The organism is Vibrio sp. F13, from assembly GCF_020806305.2.
GTDB classification, from domain to species: Bacteria; Pseudomonadota; Gammaproteobacteria; order Enterobacterales; family Vibrionaceae; genus Vibrio; species Vibrio crassostreae_C.
This window is the reverse complement of record NZ_CP170175.1, coordinates 893,066-910,357: the sequence shown is the minus strand read 5'-3', so window position 1 is coordinate 910,357 and position 17,292 is coordinate 893,066. Positions and strand designations below refer to the sequence as shown.

15 protein-coding genes and 1 tRNA gene are annotated in these 17,292 nt (G+C 42.8%); 7 read left to right on the top strand and 9 right to left on the bottom strand.

What is annotated here, in order from left to right; genetic code table 11:
* Window positions 1-98 precede the first annotated feature (98 nt).
* Window positions 99-680, bottom strand: a complete 582-nt coding sequence (smrA, locus tag LMH68_RS04130) for a DNA endonuclease SmrA (protein ID WP_017062320.1) — start codon at window positions 678-680, stop codon at window positions 99-101.
* A gap of 170 nt (window positions 681-850) precedes the next feature.
* Window positions 851-991: a DUF3149 domain-containing protein gene (locus LMH68_RS04125; protein WP_017062321.1), complete on the bottom strand. Its 141-nt coding sequence runs from the start codon at window positions 989-991 to the stop codon at window positions 851-853.
* Between the two features lie 255 nt (window positions 992-1,246).
* Here LMH68_RS04125 and LMH68_RS04120 point away from each other — a divergent pair.
* Window positions 1,247-1,323 (top strand) — tRNA-Pro (locus tag LMH68_RS04120).
* 102 nt (window positions 1,324-1,425) lie between these two features.
* Here the strand turns inward: LMH68_RS04120 and LMH68_RS04115 are convergent.
* The 3 genes from LMH68_RS04115 to LMH68_RS04105 form a co-directional block, all read right to left on the bottom strand.
* Complete coding sequence (locus LMH68_RS04115) at window positions 1,426-2,094, bottom strand: LuxR C-terminal-related transcriptional regulator (protein ID WP_017064159.1); 669 nt, start codon at window positions 2,092-2,094, stop codon at window positions 1,426-1,428.
* Window positions 2,095-2,588: 494 nt separating this feature from the next.
* On the bottom strand, window positions 2,589-3,446 hold the full coding sequence (locus tag LMH68_RS04110; protein ID WP_102428680.1) for a curlin: 858 nt from the start codon (window positions 3,444-3,446) through the stop codon (window positions 2,589-2,591).
* Between the two features lie 85 nt (window positions 3,447-3,531).
* Window positions 3,532-4,143, bottom strand: coding sequence for a hypothetical protein (locus LMH68_RS04105; RefSeq protein ID WP_017064156.1), 612 nt, complete (start codon window positions 4,141-4,143; stop codon window positions 3,532-3,534).
* 313 nt (window positions 4,144-4,456) lie between these two features.
* Here LMH68_RS04105 and LMH68_RS04100 point away from each other — a divergent pair, with 313 nt between their 5' ends.
* The 3 genes from LMH68_RS04100 to LMH68_RS04090 are packed head-to-tail and all read left to right on the top strand — an operon-like array spanning window position 4,457 to window position 6,207.
* Window positions 4,457-4,933, top strand: a complete 477-nt coding sequence (locus LMH68_RS04100; protein ID WP_017064155.1) for a curli production assembly/transport protein CsgE — start codon at window positions 4,457-4,459, stop codon at window positions 4,931-4,933.
* Window positions 4,934-4,943: 10 nt separating this feature from the next.
* Complete coding sequence (locus LMH68_RS04095; RefSeq protein WP_102333662.1) at window positions 4,944-5,354, top strand: curli assembly protein CsgF; 411 nt, start codon at window positions 4,944-4,946, stop codon at window positions 5,352-5,354.
* Window positions 5,355-5,370: 16 nt separating this feature from the next.
* Window positions 5,371-6,207: a CsgG/HfaB family protein gene (locus LMH68_RS04090; protein ID WP_102428681.1), complete on the top strand. Its 837-nt coding sequence runs from the start codon at window positions 5,371-5,373 to the stop codon at window positions 6,205-6,207.
* 84 nt (window positions 6,208-6,291) lie between these two features.
* Here the strand turns inward: LMH68_RS04090 and LMH68_RS04085 are convergent, their stop codons facing one another.
* Together LMH68_RS04085 and LMH68_RS04080 are read right to left on the bottom strand one after the other, a co-directional pair.
* Window positions 6,292-6,714 carry a hypothetical protein gene (locus tag LMH68_RS04085; RefSeq protein WP_102321503.1) on the bottom strand — a complete coding sequence of 141 codons (423 nt, stop codon included), beginning with the start codon at window positions 6,712-6,714 and terminating at the stop codon, window positions 6,292-6,294.
* A gap of 131 nt (window positions 6,715-6,845) precedes the next feature.
* On the bottom strand, window positions 6,846-7,724 hold the full coding sequence (locus LMH68_RS04080) for a TraB/GumN family protein (protein WP_029235194.1): 879 nt from the start codon (window positions 7,722-7,724) through the stop codon (window positions 6,846-6,848).
* Between the two features lie 404 nt (window positions 7,725-8,128).
* Between LMH68_RS04080 and LMH68_RS04075 the strand changes: the two genes are divergently transcribed.
* Both LMH68_RS04075 and LMH68_RS04070 read left to right on the top strand, forming a co-directional pair.
* Complete coding sequence (locus tag LMH68_RS04075) at window positions 8,129-10,780, top strand: beta-N-acetylhexosaminidase (protein WP_017071188.1); 2,652 nt, start codon at window positions 8,129-8,131, stop codon at window positions 10,778-10,780.
* Window positions 10,781-11,313: 533 nt separating this feature from the next.
* The gene (locus LMH68_RS04070) at window positions 11,314-12,006 is read left to right on the top strand and encodes an oligogalacturonate-specific porin KdgM family protein (RefSeq protein WP_017064150.1); all 693 of its coding nucleotides are present in this window, start codon (window positions 11,314-11,316) and stop codon (window positions 12,004-12,006) included.
* A gap of 261 nt (window positions 12,007-12,267) precedes the next feature.
* On the opposite strand, the gene LMH68_RS04065 is transcribed toward LMH68_RS04070, so the two are convergent.
* Together LMH68_RS04065 and LMH68_RS04060 are read right to left on the bottom strand one after the other, a co-directional pair.
* Window positions 12,268-12,708: a DUF411 domain-containing protein gene (locus LMH68_RS04065; protein ID WP_017064149.1), complete on the bottom strand. Its 441-nt coding sequence runs from the start codon at window positions 12,706-12,708 to the stop codon at window positions 12,268-12,270.
* Window positions 12,698-15,502, bottom strand: a complete 2,805-nt coding sequence (locus LMH68_RS04060; protein ID WP_229647680.1) for a heavy metal translocating P-type ATPase — start codon at window positions 15,500-15,502, stop codon at window positions 12,698-12,700. The genes LMH68_RS04065 and LMH68_RS04060 overlap by 11 nt, the downstream gene beginning before the upstream one ends.
* 300 nt (window positions 15,503-15,802) lie before the next feature.
* Here LMH68_RS04060 and gltX point away from each other — a divergent pair, with 300 nt between their 5' ends.
* On the top strand, window positions 15,803-17,230 hold the full coding sequence (gltX, locus tag LMH68_RS04055; protein WP_017069020.1) for a glutamate--tRNA ligase: 1,428 nt from the start codon (window positions 15,803-15,805) through the stop codon (window positions 17,228-17,230).
* The last annotated feature ends 62 nt before the right edge of the window (window positions 17,231-17,292 follow it).

The window sequence follows — 17,292 nt, the reverse complement described above, 5'->3', positions numbered from 1 at the left end:
CGTTAACTGAGGTAATTTTAGCACTTGGTGTGAGTCTAGGCACGAAATATCGATCTTGATGCAAAATCGTTACTAGTCCATTTATCTATCTCAACCTATTAACTGGTGCGTTTTTGATGGCGCTCTCTGTTCTCTAGCTTTTTCTCATTACTCTTTCTGAGCATTACGTAGACTGCGCCCGTACCACCATGAAATTGCTGAGCAGAATGAACACATTGAACGTCGTTGATTTGTGTTAGCCAATTTGCCACGTAGCTTTTCATCATTGCAGGTGGATTCGAACGCTCACCCTTACCATGAACAATGATGACGGTACGAACATCCATTCTTAAACACTGACGCAAAAATGAAAGCACTTCGTTACGTGCGTCTTTCAGTGTTTTCCTATGAAGGTCGAGCTTGGCTTGAATAGGGTATTTTCCTAGGCGCAGCTTTTTGTATACGCCTTCTTGTACACCGTCTTTTTTATAAGCAACAACATCGTCTGGCTTGATCATTGGCGAATAGTCTAATGATAAGTAGTCTTTCTCGTCGTCAGACAGCCACATAGCGGCTTCACGCTTAGCAAGGTGAGATTCGGTGACTCGGTGTACTTTCTGGTGTTCAGCGGTGTCATGGTCGATACGTTTAACATCGCCCATCATTTCTTGGAATAGATCTAAGTCATCATCATGAGACATAGTGTGTATCTCAAGTTGGAGAAGGATAGGGTAAGTATACCTAAGTTGAGGTTAGGTTTAAAAATGAAAAAACCGGAGAAGACAATAAGTCTGCTCCGGTGCAAAGCGTTTTGACATTTACTTATAAAGTAAAAGAATACTTAAAAGTAAATGATTTAGGCAGAGCGATTCTAGTGAGGAGATTTTTCAGTCATAACTTTGTATATGAAGAAGCCTCCATAAAACATCATGAGACCCAGAGCCCCGAAGATTACTATCATTGAAGATAGTCCCACCGCATTACCAAATAGGAGATCTAGCCAAAAGTCCATGTGCATACCTCAAAGTTATATGACATGGCTTAGTGTATTAACAAGCATTATCAATTCACTGATCTGGATCAATCCTGTTTCATAAGTTAAATACTTGTTGGTAACTGTGTGTTTTTCGTCACATCATGCTCGTTGTTGTATGTCTTTTGTTCGAACGATTCAAAATCGCAATAAATATGAGAAAAAGCCCTTGCGGATAAATTCAGAACCCGTATTATACGCTCCATCGACAGGCAATGAGCCAGTTAGATATCTCGGTGAATAGCGCAGCTTGGTAGCGCATCTGGTTTGGGACCAGAGGGTCGGGGGTTCGAATCCCTCTTCACCGACCACATTAGAAAAAGCCGTAGCAGAAATGCTACGGCTTTTTTGTATTTGGGATTTCTACATTCTAACTGCATTGACTGTTTATGGTTGAGGGCAGAGAGTTAGGTCTATTGGACAAACTCATTTGTCGCAACGTTGTTCTTAACCCAGATCAAAGCTTGTAAGCGATTCTTCACCTTGATTTTTTTAAACGTGTTGTGAAGGTGTGCTTTGACCGTATTCTCACTGACATAGAGGGTATCTGCTATCTGAGTGTTAGATGCTCCATCACCGAGTAACTTAATGATCTGCTGCTCGCGTTTGGTGAGCTTGAGGTAATAAGGACTGGTTTTCGCGCACTGCCTCTCTCTGTAGAAGCTAATGTACTGGTAAATGAGCTTTCTACTCATCCACATCTCGCCTTGCAAAATGCAGTTAAAGCCGGCCACGAGCTTTTCAAGCGTGTCCGACGTATAAAAAATGCCGACAAGATACTGCCATTTAAGCATTTCAGAGTGCGGGAAATCGCCTGGTGTATTGAGTAGCACTTCATGGACATCACTTGCTACGTCATCTCTGAGCTCCTGGTATTTCTCAATGTATTGCTTACTCATTGTCGGGAAATCAATAATAATCAGAACTAAGTCATCGTTTTTTAGGGATTTAGCACTGAGCCTTTCCGGTGATATGAGTTTTATGTTCAGGTTAACTTTCTGTTCTATAGACTCTTTTAGTAGTATCGATTGTAAATTGTTCTCCGCAAGTAAAATGGCGTTATGAGCCTCCAGTTTAGCCATGTGGAACTCCTTTTCTTAACTCATTACTTGAACTTTAGGTGTTTTAGTTTAAAGCACGTATTGTTATTTTGCTAATTTTTAAAGCTAATTATTCATCAAATCTATGAAATTAATTTAATAGTATTGTCGAAGGTAAAATAATACTTAAGTAGAAAGAGGGAATTACCGAGATTTATGGTTTTATTTTATTGATTGTACAGTCTTTATGAATTTTCCAGATCCCCTTGTTTGGGTGAAGTTTTACAGTGGCAGGAAACTGATTTATATTAATAATCAACGTTGTAATACCACTATTCGTATTCTGGTTGAAATTAGAGTTGGTGTTCGTACTCAACGTTAATGAAGATGCCACACTGTTATTTATGGTCAGAATAAGACTTTTATTTTTTATCAGGCACTGTACTGAATTTAAATCAGAAGAAAATCCATTAAAATGGAAAGAAATAAATAAAACGGCGATCAACGCCGTTTTAATATATGCACTATTTATCATATTAATTCTGATAAATTATACCGACATTACCACTTGCGCCATTACCTGAAACGAGAGCAGTATCATAAGAGGTTTGTTCAATCATAAATTGGTTTGAACTGCTGTTTGTTAAGCTAACAATGGCATCTGAATGAGATCCTGTTTGTAACGTGAATACTCGGTTATCGCTACTGCTCACGAGATCGATATCGACATAGTTATCGTCGCCACCACCAACATCGGTGTTGACTATCGTTTGAACATAGTTATTATCGCCGCTGATATCGATGTCTACATCATTATTATCAACACTCGCGTTACTAAACTCGGTATAGGTTGTATTGGAGTTACCAGAGACATTCACATCAGCTTCATTGTAGTCAGCACCACCTAGAGCATTGACGACAGAGATGTTCTCGTTACCCACTTGTGTAACTCGTAAATCATTGCTTCGACCATAAGGTTGAACTGTAATTTGGGCTTGGTTACTAACACCATCTTGATCAACCCAGGCGTTGTTGTTTACATAGCGTAACTTAACGTGAGCTTCATTGAGATTGCCATCTTGTTGAACCACTACGTCAGAGTTATAGCTAGCATGTGTGTCAACTAGTGCAACATGCCCATCAGTAACACCAGACGTGTTCTGGTTAATGGTGACATTGGCATTATCGCCACTACCCATTTGCCAAACGGCAGTATTATCCATCGCTAAAGGTTGAATACCGGCTACTGTCGATGATATGCCAAGATCGGTTGTTCCTTCTATTGTCCCCAACGCTGGCTCAGAGGCTGGAAAAGGAGCAGGTAAATTATCTGCGTATGCTGCATTAAAGCCCAGAATAGCACCGACTATAATTCCAATTTGTGTAACTTTCATAAGTTGTATCCTTATACATTTCCATGTCGACTATGTTGTTACTTCATCGAGAAGCAACGGTGAATCAAGCTTTCCATACTGCGCGCTAATTGGCTTGATTGATGTGAATTCTCATTGAGCTAGACGCTTTCACTAAAGCAAAGTCGTTGCCGTCTTGAGAAATTCCTAAATTACTTCTTCCAGAACCAACCAAATAAGCAGTATTGCCATTGCCTTTTTGGTCAATGCTCAGCTGACTACTCTGTCTTGAGAAGTTAGCTTGTCCGATAACTGCTAAATTGTTATTCCCGTCTTGGGAAATAAGCGCTTCAGAATTTACTCCGAGTTGCCCAATTGCGGCATCGTTATTTGAACCATTCTGGTCTATTAAGGCGGTATTATTGCGCCCTGTTTGACCAATGTATGCGGAGTTAGAACTTCCGCTTTGCGTTATCTTCGCTCTGTTGTTCGCGGTAATACCAGGACTGCGTTGCTTTATTATTGCTATTGAATCAGTAGCATTAGATATATTTAATTCTGAATAATTATCTAAATCTCCAGAAGAGAAGCTTTCTAAATAATTATAATCATTGACTATATCTTGATTAACATTATGTAAAAAATCCCCTTCTATATCTGACGCGATAGCATTATTAAAACCTCCTGATAAAAAATATAAACAAGTTAAGCTGATAAGTGATGCTTTCCCAATTACCATCATCTTTACCTTAAAGTGTTCGTGATTATGATCCCTACGAAAATAAACTGCGTAGGGAATGAGTGAACCTTTGTCTTATCGAAATCCTAGGCCTTGAATTTACGAACAGCTATAAACTTAAAGTTGAAAATATTTAGTTGTTCATATGAAATTTAATTAGTATTTGACCGAATCCTACCAACCTTAGTTAATCAATTCCCTTCAGTAATTAATTCGAAAGTTTATATATGCCACTGTAAGCATGAATTACGCTTTATTCAGTTTCAACGAATCACATTCTCATTTTGTAAATAGACTTTGAATGGGAGCACATATGAAAATCAAGCTGCTTACAATAACTCTGCTTTCCTTTGCTCTTCATGCAGAAGAAAAGAGTCATGGTCTTGAAAATGCTGCTCCTTTAGAAAATGGACAAAAACTTGAGGACTCGACAAATAATCTTAAGGAAAAATTCAATGACTTCAGTGAAGTCGATGGAATCATTGTGGACAGAACCATTACGCGGTTGGGAGAGGATTTCTATTTTTTCTTCTCGCAATCGCTCAATGATAGTTATCCCGACCTTAAGGAAAATTTGACGGTAAAAGAAAGGCCAACGGCGTTATCAGGAAGCATCATAGAGGTTCAACACTCTAGAAAACCGATCTTCCGTACGGCGTTGTCCCCTGGTCGTAGACAAGCGAAAGAACGCGCTGCCGATGCAACACGAGTGGTTGGGAATTACATCATCCGATGGCAAGCGGAACGGATCTTTCAGGACACTTACGATCTAGACCATGATGAATTTTAAGGAGCCAAGGATGTCGATATTTTTCAGAAAGGCCGCGCTCATTGCGCTGATAGTTTCGCCTTCGGTTTACTCAAGCGAATTAGTTTATACGCCCGTAAATCCAAGTTTTGGCGGAAACGCTTTAAACAGTTCTCACCTTTTTAATCACGCTAATGCTATCAATGATTATGAAGACCCAAGTGCAAGGGATATCTTTGATGAGCAAGAATCAGCCTTAGATCGTTTAGCGTCTAGTTTAGAGTCCCGTTTAATTAGCCAATTGCTTGCTGACGTGGGTAATGGAAACACGGGGCAGTTGGAAACTGATGATTTTTTCCTGAATATTGTGGATGATTCCGGGACTTTGTTGGTTCAAATCGTCGATAAAGAGACTGGGGAATCGACAGAAATCAGTGTCTCTGGATTAAACCCCGACCTCTAATCACAAGGATTGTGTTATGAAATCGATCATTATCGTCTTCTTGACCTTTGTGTTGGGAGGGTGCACTTACTCTATGCAAATTCCAGAGACTTCTGAAACGCCAAAGTTGATGCCGAGAGGATCGACTTATACGGACCTGATCTCATTACCTCAGCCTCGCGGTAAAATACTTGTTTCGGTTTATGATTTTAGAGATCAAACGGGACAGTATAAACCTCAGCCAAACAGTAACTTTTCGACAGCGGTACCACAGGGTGGAACGTCTTTACTGACCACGGCATTGATAGATTCCCAGTGGTTTGTTCCTCTAGAGCGTGAAGGGCTCCAGAACTTGTTGACGGAACGTAAGATCATTCGTGCTGCTCAGAAAAAAGACAAGGTAGTGAACAATCACGGAGCCGACTTAACATCGTTGAGCTCTGCGAATATCGTTATTGAAGGCGGTATTGTTGCTTATGACTCTAATATTGTTACAGGTGGGGCTGGTGCGAAGTATCTTGGCATTGGTGGCTCAGGGCAGTATAGAACCGATCAAGTGACAGTTAACTTAAGAGCCGTTGATGTAAGAACAGGGCAAGTTCTGTTGAGTGTGACTACGACAAAAACCATTTCATCACATGAGATAGGATTCGGCGCATTCAGGTTTGTTGACTACAAAGAACTATTAGAAGTTGAAATGGGCTACAGCCAAAATGAACCCGTTAATATCGCTGTGATGTCAGCGATTGATGCTGCGGTAATACATCTTATTGTAAAAGGCATGAAGCGTGGAATGTGGTCGCCGGGCGATCCTAATGCACTACAAAATCCAATTATTGCTCGTTATTCCGAAGAGAGCGCCGACATATTGTAAGCAACCGAGTAAGCAGTAAAATAGGGCTATGCGGAAAACGGACCTTTCCCTTAGCCCTGTTTTTTTCTTCAAGCAACTCAATGATCAATTCACATCGCACGTAATATCTTTTATCGGTGTTTCCGAGGTAACAAAACAAACATACGCTTCCGCTGGCTTATTCGGGCCTATTCGAATGTAACCTGCCTTTATTTCATCTTCATCAAACGTCACCGAGTGAGAGCTTCCCGTTTGGTTGTCGTAAAAGTTTGCTTCAAAATTGTTGTTCATTTGGCTTGCGATACGGTTTCGTGTTGTAGATGTTGTGAACGTAATATTGGCGCAGCGCATCGGTGGTTTCTCTGTAATCAAAAACTGTCCGCTTTCTTTATCTAATACACCGCCTTTGGTATCCGGTTGTATGTCTATCGCCTGAAACTGTTCGATGGTGCATGTTTCTTTGGCTGAGGCTATTGAGGGCATCAGCATCGTGAGGGCTAAAGGGAAAGCAAAAAGTACTGGTTTCATTAGAACAACGCCATAGGTAAAAAGAGCGAAAGATAATAGCACTGCAATGGTGCTATTAAATGTAAAGATTCTGTTATTAAGGAAATGCTTTTATAACGAAAACAAAATGAGGTTGAGCATCGTTAGCTTTTTTAGCTAGTCTCAAATTGACATTGGGCTGATTGGCTTTGTGATTGCTGAATGACACTGAAGCCTTTCTTTTCTAATAACTGTATAAGGTTACCTTCTCCAATTAGGTGCAAGGTACCAACTACTATCATGTAGTTCCCTTTAGTCTTAAGCTTCCAATCATTGGAGGATAGTTTGTTTGCCCAGTCTATGTTGCGATCGGTTAAGAATGCTTTCTCAAGTTCAGGCGACATCTCTGACAGTTCTGAGAAGGCTTCCAGCTTCGCTAAATCACCCGCTTTCCAGCTTTCAATCAGGCAATGAACCACGCGATCAGTTTGGTCAAATTCTTCAAGGCTACTGACTAACCACTCTTTACCGTCGTCCTTTTGTTTTGTCATCAGGTCTATTTGGAATTGCAGAGGCTCCAAACTGATAACCGGAACATCTTGGGTAGTCGCTTTGTTCGCTAGCGTCGCATCAACGCCGCTGGCGGAGCCATAACCAAGGTTTTTTAACTGCTGCATTTGTATGGAGAGAGAAGTTGCCCAAGGCGGTGAGCGAAGCAGTTGTTGCGTCGGCATGCCCAATGATTTTGATATGTCGGTTAATAATTGCAGCTGTTCTGTATTGAGTACATCGGCAGTCGTGAGTTTGTTGCGGGGATATACAACGCCATCAGACTTTCTGATATCCGTTTCGATAATTAAGCCATCACTGTTTTTTAGCGCGTCGGTGATCGCCGAAGGAAGGGGGTACATACTCTCGTCTCCAACGTGCACTGAACCTAAGATAGTGAGTGTCAGATCATCCTTTTGTGCTTGCCAATAAAGGGGCTCGGCGACCGCTTGCCTAGCTGAAAAAGCGAGAACGAATAAAACCATGTACCAGAGTGGACGCAAAGGGAGCTCCTTAAGGAAGTATTAAACTCGTTAAAATCGATTTTGACGATGTTTTTTAACGGTTTTTTTTGAGAACAATGTCACGTTGTTTGTACGAAAAGTATAACAATACGCTGAAACTCTAAATCCTTTCTGACTACCAATGACACGATTTTATGAAATCGGTAAAAAAGATTGTGATTCATTTCTCAAATTTTACGTCAAAATTAAAATGACGGAAGTGCCGTTGCTTGTAACTTGATGATTTTATTTAAATTAAATTTATCAATATTTTTGAGATTTGAAGCCGATCACTTTATTAGCTCGATTTAATTCACGGTAAAAAATAAGCCCATATAGTTTATCTAACTTTCGAAGCGCTCCATTTTGCTTCTTACTCAATTTTTAATTTATGGGTGAATACGATGTTGAAGAGAAACTTACTATCTGTAGCGGTATTGGCTGGCCTAACAGGTTGTGCAGTAACGCAAGCACCAGAACAAAAAGTAGTGAATGCACTGGCTGATAATCTTGATGTTCAGTACGAAATTCTAACTAATCATGGTGCGAATGAAGGCTTGGCTTGTCAGGACCTAGGTGCTGAATGGGCGTCATGTAATAAAGTGAACATGACGCTAACCAATGACGGTGAAGCGATTGACTCTAAAGATTGGAGCATCTACTTCCACAGTATTCGTCTTATTTTAGATGTTGATAATGAGCAATTTAAGATCACTCGCGTTACTGGTGATCTTCACAAGCTAGAACCTACTGAAAAATTTGACGGCTTTGCGGCTGGTGAAGAAGTGGTTCTTCCGTTAACGAGTGAATACTGGCAACTGTTTGAAACTGACTTTATGCCAGGTGCATTCGTGACGGCGCCAAACGCAGAACCTAAGATGATTGCATCATTGAATACAGAAGATGTTGCATCGTTCGTAACTGGTCTAGAGGGTAATAACCTTAAGCGTACGCCTGATGATAATAACGTAATGGCGACAGCGGTGACGCGTTTTGAAAAGAATGCTGATCTAGCAACGCAAGATGTATCAACTACTTTACTACCAACGCCAATGTCGGTAGAAGCCGGTGAAGGTTCAGTTAGCATTGCTGGTGGTATTGCCCTACCTAAAGACGCATTCGACGCTGAGCAATTCGCAGCAATTGAAGAACGTGCAGATGTGGTAAACGTAGATGTGAGTGGCGACCTACCTGTGAGTGTCGCTGTTGTTCCTACTCAGTTTACGGGTGATTTAGCGAAATCTGGCGCTTATGAACTAAGCATCTCGGAAGAGGGGATTGCAATTAAAGCGTTTGATAAAACGGGTGCTTTCTACGCAGTTCAGTCTATTTTTGGCCTAATAGATAGTCAGAACGCTGAATCATTACCACAACTGTCAATTAAAGATGCGCCGCGCTTTGATTATCGTGGTGTGATGGTGGACGTTGCTCGAAACTTCCACTCAAAAGATGCCATCCTAGCAACGCTAGATCAAATGGCGGCATACAAGATGAATAAACTGCACCTTCACCTAACGGATGATGAAGGTTGGCGTTTAGAAATTCCAGGTTTACCAGAGCTAACGGATGTAGGGTCTAATCGTTGTTTTGATTTGGATGAACAAAGCTGCTTACTGCCTCAGCTAGGTTCTGGTCCAACAACAGACAACTTTGGCTCTGGTTTCTTTAGTAAAGCGGATTACGTCGAGATCCTAAGCTACGCTAAAGCGCGCAGCATCGAAGTTATCCCTGAAATTGATATGCCAGCACACGCTCGTTCAGCTGTGGTATCAATGGAAGCGCGTTACACTCGTCTCATGGCGGAAGGCAAAGAAGCAGAAGCGAACGAATACCGCTTGATGGATCCGCAAGATACATCGAATGTAACCACGGTTCAGTTCTACGATAAGCAAAGCTTCATTAACCCATGTATGGAGTCATCAACTCACTTCGTCGATAAAGTAATCTCTGAAGTGGCGGCAATGCACCAAGAAGCGGGCGTACCGCTAACGACTTGGCACTTCGGCGGCGATGAAGCGAAAAACATCAAGTTAGGCGCAGGCTTACAAGATATTAATGCAGAAGATAAAGTGGCTTGGAAAGGCAACATCGATTTGTCTAAGCAAGATAAGCCGTTCCAACAATCACCACAATGTCAGTCATTGATCGCTGATGGTACTGTAAGCGATTTCGGTCATCTACCAAGCCACTTCGCAGAACAGGTTTCTAAGATTGTTGCTGAGAAGGGTATTCCCCACTTCCAAGCATGGCAAGATGGTCTGAAATACAGCGAAGGCGAGGAAGCATTTGCGACCGAAAGTACACGCGTGAACTTCTGGGACGTTCTTTACTGGGGCGGAACTTCATCAGTATACGATTGGTCAGCAAAAGGGTATGACGTGATTGTCTCTAACCCAGACTACGTATACATGGATATGCCATACGAAGTTGATGCAGCTGAGCGTGGTTACTACTGGGCAACACGTGCAACCGATACTCGTAAGATGTTTGGCTTCGCACCAGAAAACATGCCACAAAACGCAGAAACATCATTAGACCGTGATGGCAATGGTTTTACTGGTAAAGGTGAGGTTGAAGCGAAACCTTTCTACGGTCTGTCAGCTCAACTTTGGTCAGAAACAGTACGTACTGACGAGCAATATGAATACATGGTGTTCCCTCGCGTATTGGCAGCAGCAGAGCGCGCATGGCACCGAGCAGATTGGGAAAACGACTACAAGGTTGGTGTTGAATACTCTCAAGAAACTAACTTAGTGAATAAGCAAGCGTTGAACAGCGACTTTAATCGCTTCGCGAATATTCTTGGTCAACGTGAGCTAGCTAAGCTAGAAAAAGCGGGTATTGATTACCGACTACCAGTTCCAGGTGCGAAGGTTGTTGACGGTAAGCTAGCGATGAACGTTCAATTCCCAGGTGTAGAGCTGCAATACTCTGCTGATGGCGAAAACTGGCTAACATACGATGAGCAACAACGTCCATCAGTTTCTGGTGAGACTTACATCCGCTCTATTTCAGAAAGTGGTGAGAAAGTAAGTCGAGTGACCTCAGTTAAATAATCGATAAGCACTATTAGTAGAAGAGCTCCTGACCTTTATCTTATTCAAGATAAAACGGGAGCTCTTTTTGTTTACTGCGAATTAGGTGCATATCCAAAACTGAAACATATAGAAATCGCCTTTGGTAATATCATCAACAATGCACATAAGGTGACTTTAATCCCAAAAGTGACGCGCTTCTCATTATTCTCTTCAAAAAATAAGCTCCCTGTAAAAAACTCTAAATCAGATGTGATTCAACTATCTAGATCTAATTTTTCTTCGTGAAATAACGTGATCCCGATCTGTATATTTTTCCATCTTAAGTTTTTTATCAATTTTTATGTTTTTAAGTTGTTGATTTTAAAGTTTTAAATAACTTGTCTTTTTTTGATAGTGAGAGGGATCACTCTGCTGTCCCTTTTATTTTTAAACGCGAATTAATTCGAGCAACATAGATTTCATGCCAGGGAGGCTACCAACTACTCAAGCGGTGAAGGTGAATGATGTACCGAAGATGTGCCGCTGAAAAAATTAAACTAAGGCAGTTTACTATGAAAAAAATTATCGCTCTAAGTGCTCTTTCTCTTGCTTTCGCTTCTAGTGCTTTTGCTGGTTCTTCTTACGTAACGGGTAACATCCAAATTCATGACGATGGCCGTATCCACGGTTCTGACATGACTTCTACGCTAGAAGCTGGTCACACGTTTGACAACTCTCTAGGCGGCTTCACAGTTTATTCTGAGTTTGATGGTATCCAACTGGGCAAACTTGAATCTGAAAATGGCGGTGCAGGTAATACTACTCCAGGCATCACTGTAGGTGGTGAGCAATCTTTCAACATCACTGACAACCTATGGGTTGCTGCGGGTTACCAACACCTATTCTCTGCAGGCGAAAGCATTCAGTTCCGTCCACTAGTTAAGATCGGTTACAACTTCGACAACGGCATCTCTATTAGTAACCGTACTCGTGCACACATCGATGATACTTCAGCTAATGCTGACACAGACTACCGCATGGATAACCGCATTGCTTACACAGTGAATGCTGACCTAGCGCTTAGCTACAACAACGTATACATGATTGATGCTGAAGCGATGGACCACGAGTTACGTGCAACATGGACTCGTCAAGGCGTTCAACCTTACTTTGAGTTCCGTAGCCAAGCTAACGGTGTAGATTTCGCAAACGGCGATTCTAAGCAGAACAACGCATTCGTATTCGGTGCTTCTTACGGCTTCTAAGCTGATTCGCTTGGTTGCTTAGTCTATTAGATTATTAGCCGAGTGAGCTTCTTCGCTAAATAGCTTTTTGCTAAATAGCTTGCTAGCTAATTAGCGAGGGGAACATAGCGGTACTAACAGCCCGGTTGGTGCCGCGACAAGATTTGCTTTACTGTCCAAAAGCAAAGAGCCTAGCAAGTAAACCACAGTCTTGGGATTACTGAATGCTAGGCTCTATTTTTATGACTTCTTTTTATTGCTGTGTGTTGGTCTGTTTAGGTTCTATTTCCCGTTGTAGTGACGGTATTCAAACACCTGACCTTTTTCATTAAACGCATACACAGAATACTCGTCTTTCTTATCGCCATATTCCATGCCTGGCGAACCCATTGGCATACCCGGAACCGCTAAACCAATCGCATTACGTGGTGGGTTTTCTAGAAAGGCTTTAATGTCATCTGCTGGAATGTGTCCTTCAAATACGTATCCGTCGATCTCTGCAGTGTGGCAAGAGGCTAGCTCTTGTGTTATCCCTAGTTTTTGCTTGATTGGGTTCATATCATCGTGGAGCTTCTCAGTAACATCGAACCCAGCATCTCGCATATGTTCAGTCCATTCTGTGCAGCAGCCGCAGTATGGAGATTTGTGGTTTAGAACATCAGTAGCTAAAGCTTGTCCTGAGATTGCAGCGAGTGCAGTAAGAGTCATAATTTTACGAATCATGGTTAACCTCATGAATATGGTTTTTGTTGATATTAGAATGAGTGGGTTTGAACAGTCTTAATCTGTTGGCATTGCTGACTACGGTGATTGATGACATCGCCATCGCAGCGCCTGCAACGACAGGGCTAAGTAAAAATCCAAAGAATGGGTAGAGCACACCAGCCGCAATTGGAATACCAAGTGAATTATAGATAAAGGCACCAAACAGGTTTTGCTTCATGTTTCTCACGGTCGCTTGGGAAAGCTCAATCGCGTTACTGACAGACAGTGGCGACGAGTTGAGTAGCGTCATTTGCGCACTTTCAATCGCGACATCACTGCCACTGCCCATTGCTATGCCTATATCTGCTTGAGCAAGTGCAGGCGCGTCGTTAATACCGTCTCCGACCATGGCAACACTCTTATATTGCTGTTGCAGCTGAACAATGTGTTGAGCTTTCTGCTCTGGAAGCACTTCTGAAATCACTTCGTCGATACCGACGTTTTTACCTATCGCTTGAGCTACAGAGTCGTTGTCGCCCGTTAATAGCACAGTGTGAATTCCGGCGGATTTTAGTTGAGCTATCGCCTGTTTGCTATCTATTTTTAACGCGTCTGAAATGCCCAATATGCCTTCCAGTTTTTGGTCAATCGCAATGAAAATAGGCGTCCACGCTTGCGAGCGGCAAAGCTCGATGAAATCCGCGCCAACCTCTGTATTGATACCTAATTGGGTGAGGTACTTAAGCGAGCCAACTTGCACTTTCTTGCCGTTAATTGTTGCTTGAACCCCAAGCCCTCGTTGGTTTTCAAATTCGCTGTGTGGGAGTACTGAAACTTCCAAGCTCTCTGCATATTGGCAAACGGCTTTGGCAAGTGGGTGCTCAGATCCTACTTCTACTGAATAAGCACAAGCCAGTAATTCTTGTTCTGATAAATCGCCATAAAAGGCTTGCTGAACGGTTGGCTTACCTTGGGTTAGGGTGCCTGTTTTATCAAACACGACAGCATCAATTTTGCTTGCAGATTGCAACACATCGGCATCTTTGATCAGAACGCCAAACTCAGCGGCTTTGCCAACGCCGACAGTAATTGAAAGTGGTGTCGCAAGGCCTAAGGCACATGGACAAGCGATGATCAGCACTGTGGTTGATACCACTAACATGTAACTGGCGCTTGGTTGTGGGCCAACAAAAAACCAAACTAAGGCGGCAGCAACTGCGATTGCGACCACAACCGGAACAAAAACGGCTGAGATAGAGTCGGCAAGCTTGGCGATTGCTGGTTTACTGCTTTGCGCTTGGCGAACCATTTGAATGATGCGTGCCAACATAGTGCTTGAGCCAATTCCTGTCGCTTCAATAACTAAGCTGCCATCACCATTGATAGTGCCCGCTGAAACGCCATCACTCATCGATTTAACGTTGGGAAGTGGTTCACCGGTCAACATGGATTCATCGATGTAAGACTCACCCGATACCACAACACCATCAACTGGCACTTTCTCACCCGGTTTGACGCGTACTTGCATGCCTACTTGGATAGCTTCTACAGCAATAGTTTGTTCTTTGCCATCGACAATCACCACCGCTTTTTGAGGTTGTAGGTTAATCAAAGCTTGTAGTGATTTTGTGGTGCGAGCTTTGGCTTTGGCTTCAATGTAGTGGCCCAAAGAAATTAGACCAACGATCATCGCACTCGCCTCAAAGTAGACATGGCGAGAGGCCTCAGGGAACCATGACGGAATCAACACAACTAGCATGGAGTAGAACCATGCTGCGCCTGTACCCAAAGCAACTAACGTATCCATGGTCGCGCGCTTGTGCATCAGTGATTGCCAAGCATTGGTGAAGAAGCTACGACCTGAAGTGGCTAGCAGTACCAAACAGACGACACCGATTAAGCCCCAAGCCAGTTGATCGTTAAATGTGGCAATGGTCATGCTGCCGCCGAACACGCCCCATGCCATCAGCGGCGCACCGATTACCAACGCGCTTACTGAGTTTCTAAGGAAGGCTTGTTGAGTACGAAGTTGCTGTTCTTGTTGTTTTTGCTGTTGAGTCGCTGCATCGTCGACAAACTCAGCGCCATAACCAGCAGCTTTCACCGATTCTATTAGAGCGTTTTCAATGATGTCTCTTGTTTGAGAGGTGAAAACCAAGGCAGTTTGTTCGGCAAGGTTGATCTGAGCTTGGTTGACAAACTCATTCTTTTTCAGTGCTTTCTCTACCGAAGAGACACAACTCGCACAAGTCATCCCCTCAAGAACAAGGTGATAGGTATATTGGCTAGCTGCGGTTTTATCTTCACTCTTTTTATCTGCTTGTTCGTCTTCTAAATCTGAACTCGATGAAAGGTCATTCGTTTCTGAGTAGGGAGCTGCGTGGTAACCCAGGCTTTCGACCAGCTTAATCACCTCAGACTCAGAAAGCAGAGTAACCAGTGATAATTCCTGTTTGCTGACTTCTAGGTTTAAGGCTTGCTCAGTTTGTTCAAGCGCTTTAGTCAGTTTGCTCACACACTTGCCGCAACTCAGACCGGATAGCGAAAGGTGCAGCTGATTACCCATAGAATAGCCAAGCGTTGCTAACTGTTCGTTGAGCTGAATGTAACTAAATGGAGTCGAAATATCGATGTAGGTCGGCGATATGTCATTAATCATCGTGCTGTCGAGATCGCTAAACAGTGTGCGAACTTTCTTCGCGCAACCCATGCAATTTAGGCCGTTGAGCGCCGTTGTGTAGTAGTTCATATCGATACTCCAATTCTCATCTACGCCTAACATAAACCTTCCCGTAAGGGTAAGGTCAAACATAAATTCAAGAATTTGATCTTGGTGGAGTGCTAGCTGGTGGTTTCAGTTTGGAATGGAAGAGGGAAATTAAGAATGTGCGGCTATAATCTACTTGCTAAGACTATCTATTTACGACTTTAAGGGCGTAATTGGCCTTTCAATAACGGCTTTCGTACAACAACAGCGCATTAATCATTCACTACTGATTGTAGATTTAAGCGGTGGTGATAAAATAGCGCCCAAAATTTAGTGATATTTTTCTGTTACAGGCTTTGTAATGGCGAGCACTAAAAGAATCACCTACATAATCAAGGTATTTAAATGACGGTTAAAACTCGTTTTGCTCCTAGCCCAACTGGCTATCTTCACGTTGGTGGTGCACGTACTGCACTTTACTCTTGGCTATTCGCTAAAAACCAAGGCGGTGAATTCGTTCTACGTATCGAAGACACAGACCTTGAGCGTAACTCTCAAGAAGCGGTTGATGCAATTCTAGAAGGCATGCAATGGATGGGTATGGAATGGGATGAAGGTCCTTACTACCAATCTAAGCGTTTTGACCGTTACAACGAAATGGTTGATAAGCTACTTGCTGAAGACAAAGCATTCAAATGCTACGCGTCTAAAGAGCTGCTTGATGAAATTCGTGCAGAGCAAGAAGAAAACAAAGAAATGGCTCGCTACGATGCTAACCACCCTAAAATTGTTGCAGCAAACGAAGCAGCAAAAGAAGGCGATGCGTGCGTTATCCGTTTCCGTAACCCTAAAGAAGGCAGCGTAGTATTTGATGACCAAATCCGTGGTCGCATTGAAATCGCAAACAGCCAACTTGATGACCTGATCATTCGTCGTACAGACGGTGCACCAACTTACAACTTCGTAGTAGTAGTGGATGACTGGGACATGGGTATCACACACGTTGTTCGTGGTGAAGACCACATCAACAACACACCTCGTCAAATCAACATCTATGAAGCACTAGGCGCGCCAGTTCCAACGTTCGCTCACTGTGCAATGATTCTTGGTGATGACGGTGCGAAACTTTCTAAGCGTCACGGTGCTGTTTCTGTAATGCAATACCGCGATGAAGGTTACCTACCAAATGCATTAAACAACTATCTAGTTCGTTTAGGCTGGTCTCACGGTGACCAAGAGATCTTCTCTCAAGAAGAGATGATTGAATTCTTCAGCCTGAACGCTATCAGCAAGTCTGCTTCTGCATTCAACACTGATAAGCTACTTTGGTTGAACAACCACTACATCAAGACATCTGAGCCTGAGTACGTTGCAAAATACCTGCAATGGCACCTAGACGCACAGAAGATCGATACAACAAACGGTCCAGCTATCACTGAAGTGATCAAGCTAGTTGGCGAGCGTTGTAACACGCTTATCGAACTTGCTGAGCAATCTCGTTACTTCTACGAAGATTTCTCTGAGTTTGAAGCTGGCGCAGCGAAGAAGCACCTACGTGGTGTTGCTAAAGGCCCACTAGAGCTTGCGCTTGCTAAGGTTGAAGCGCTTGAAGATTTCACGACTGCAAACATCAAAGACGGTGTTATCGCAGCAGTATGTGAAGAGCTAGAGATCGGCATGGGTAAAATCGGTATGCCACTTCGCGTAGCAGTAACAGGCGGCGGTCAGTCTCCTTCTGTTGATGCAGTGATGGAGCTTGTTGGTAAAGAGCGCGTAATCGCTCGTATCAAGATGGCTCTTGAGTTCATCGCTGAGCGTGAAGCTAACGCTTAATTTGAGCGATTGATAGAATCAAAAAAGGGTCAGTAACTTGGTTACTGGCCCTTTTTATTTAC

Coding starts and splice junctions, on each gene's coding strand:
- LMH68_RS04095 (WP_102333662.1), top strand. CDS start 4,944: ATGTCGATATTTTTCAGAAAGGCCGCGCTCATTGCGCTGATAGTTTCG.
- LMH68_RS04065 (WP_017064149.1), bottom strand. CDS start 12,708: ATGATTCGTAAAATTATGACTCTTACTGCACTCGCTGCAATCTCAGGA.
- LMH68_RS04060 (WP_229647680.1), bottom strand. CDS start 15,502: ATGTTTGACCTTACCCTTACGGGAAGGTTTATGTTAGGCGTAGATGAG.
- LMH68_RS04100 (WP_017064155.1), top strand. CDS start 4,457: ATGAAAATCAAGCTGCTTACAATAACTCTGCTTTCCTTTGCTCTTCAT.
- smrA (WP_017062320.1), bottom strand. CDS start 680: ATGTCTCATGATGATGACTTAGATCTATTCCAAGAAATGATGGGCGAT.
- LMH68_RS04070 (WP_017064150.1), top strand. CDS start 11,314: ATGAAAAAAATTATCGCTCTAAGTGCTCTTTCTCTTGCTTTCGCTTCT.
- gltX (WP_017069020.1), top strand. CDS start 15,803: ATGACGGTTAAAACTCGTTTTGCTCCTAGCCCAACTGGCTATCTTCAC.
- LMH68_RS04085 (WP_102321503.1), bottom strand. CDS start 6,714: ATGAAACCAGTACTTTTTGCTTTCCCTTTAGCCCTCACGATGCTGATG.
- LMH68_RS04090 (WP_102428681.1), top strand. CDS start 5,371: ATGAAATCGATCATTATCGTCTTCTTGACCTTTGTGTTGGGAGGGTGC.
- LMH68_RS04115 (WP_017064159.1), bottom strand. CDS start 2,094: ATGGCTAAACTGGAGGCTCATAACGCCATTTTACTTGCGGAGAACAAT.
- LMH68_RS04075 (WP_017071188.1), top strand. CDS start 8,129: ATGTTGAAGAGAAACTTACTATCTGTAGCGGTATTGGCTGGCCTAACA.
- LMH68_RS04125 (WP_017062321.1), bottom strand. CDS start 991: ATGGACTTTTGGCTAGATCTCCTATTTGGTAATGCGGTGGGACTATCT.
- LMH68_RS04105 (WP_017064156.1), bottom strand. CDS start 4,143: ATGGTAATTGGGAAAGCATCACTTATCAGCTTAACTTGTTTATATTTT.
- LMH68_RS04110 (WP_102428680.1), bottom strand. CDS start 3,446: ATGAAAGTTACACAAATTGGAATTATAGTCGGTGCTATTCTGGGCTTT.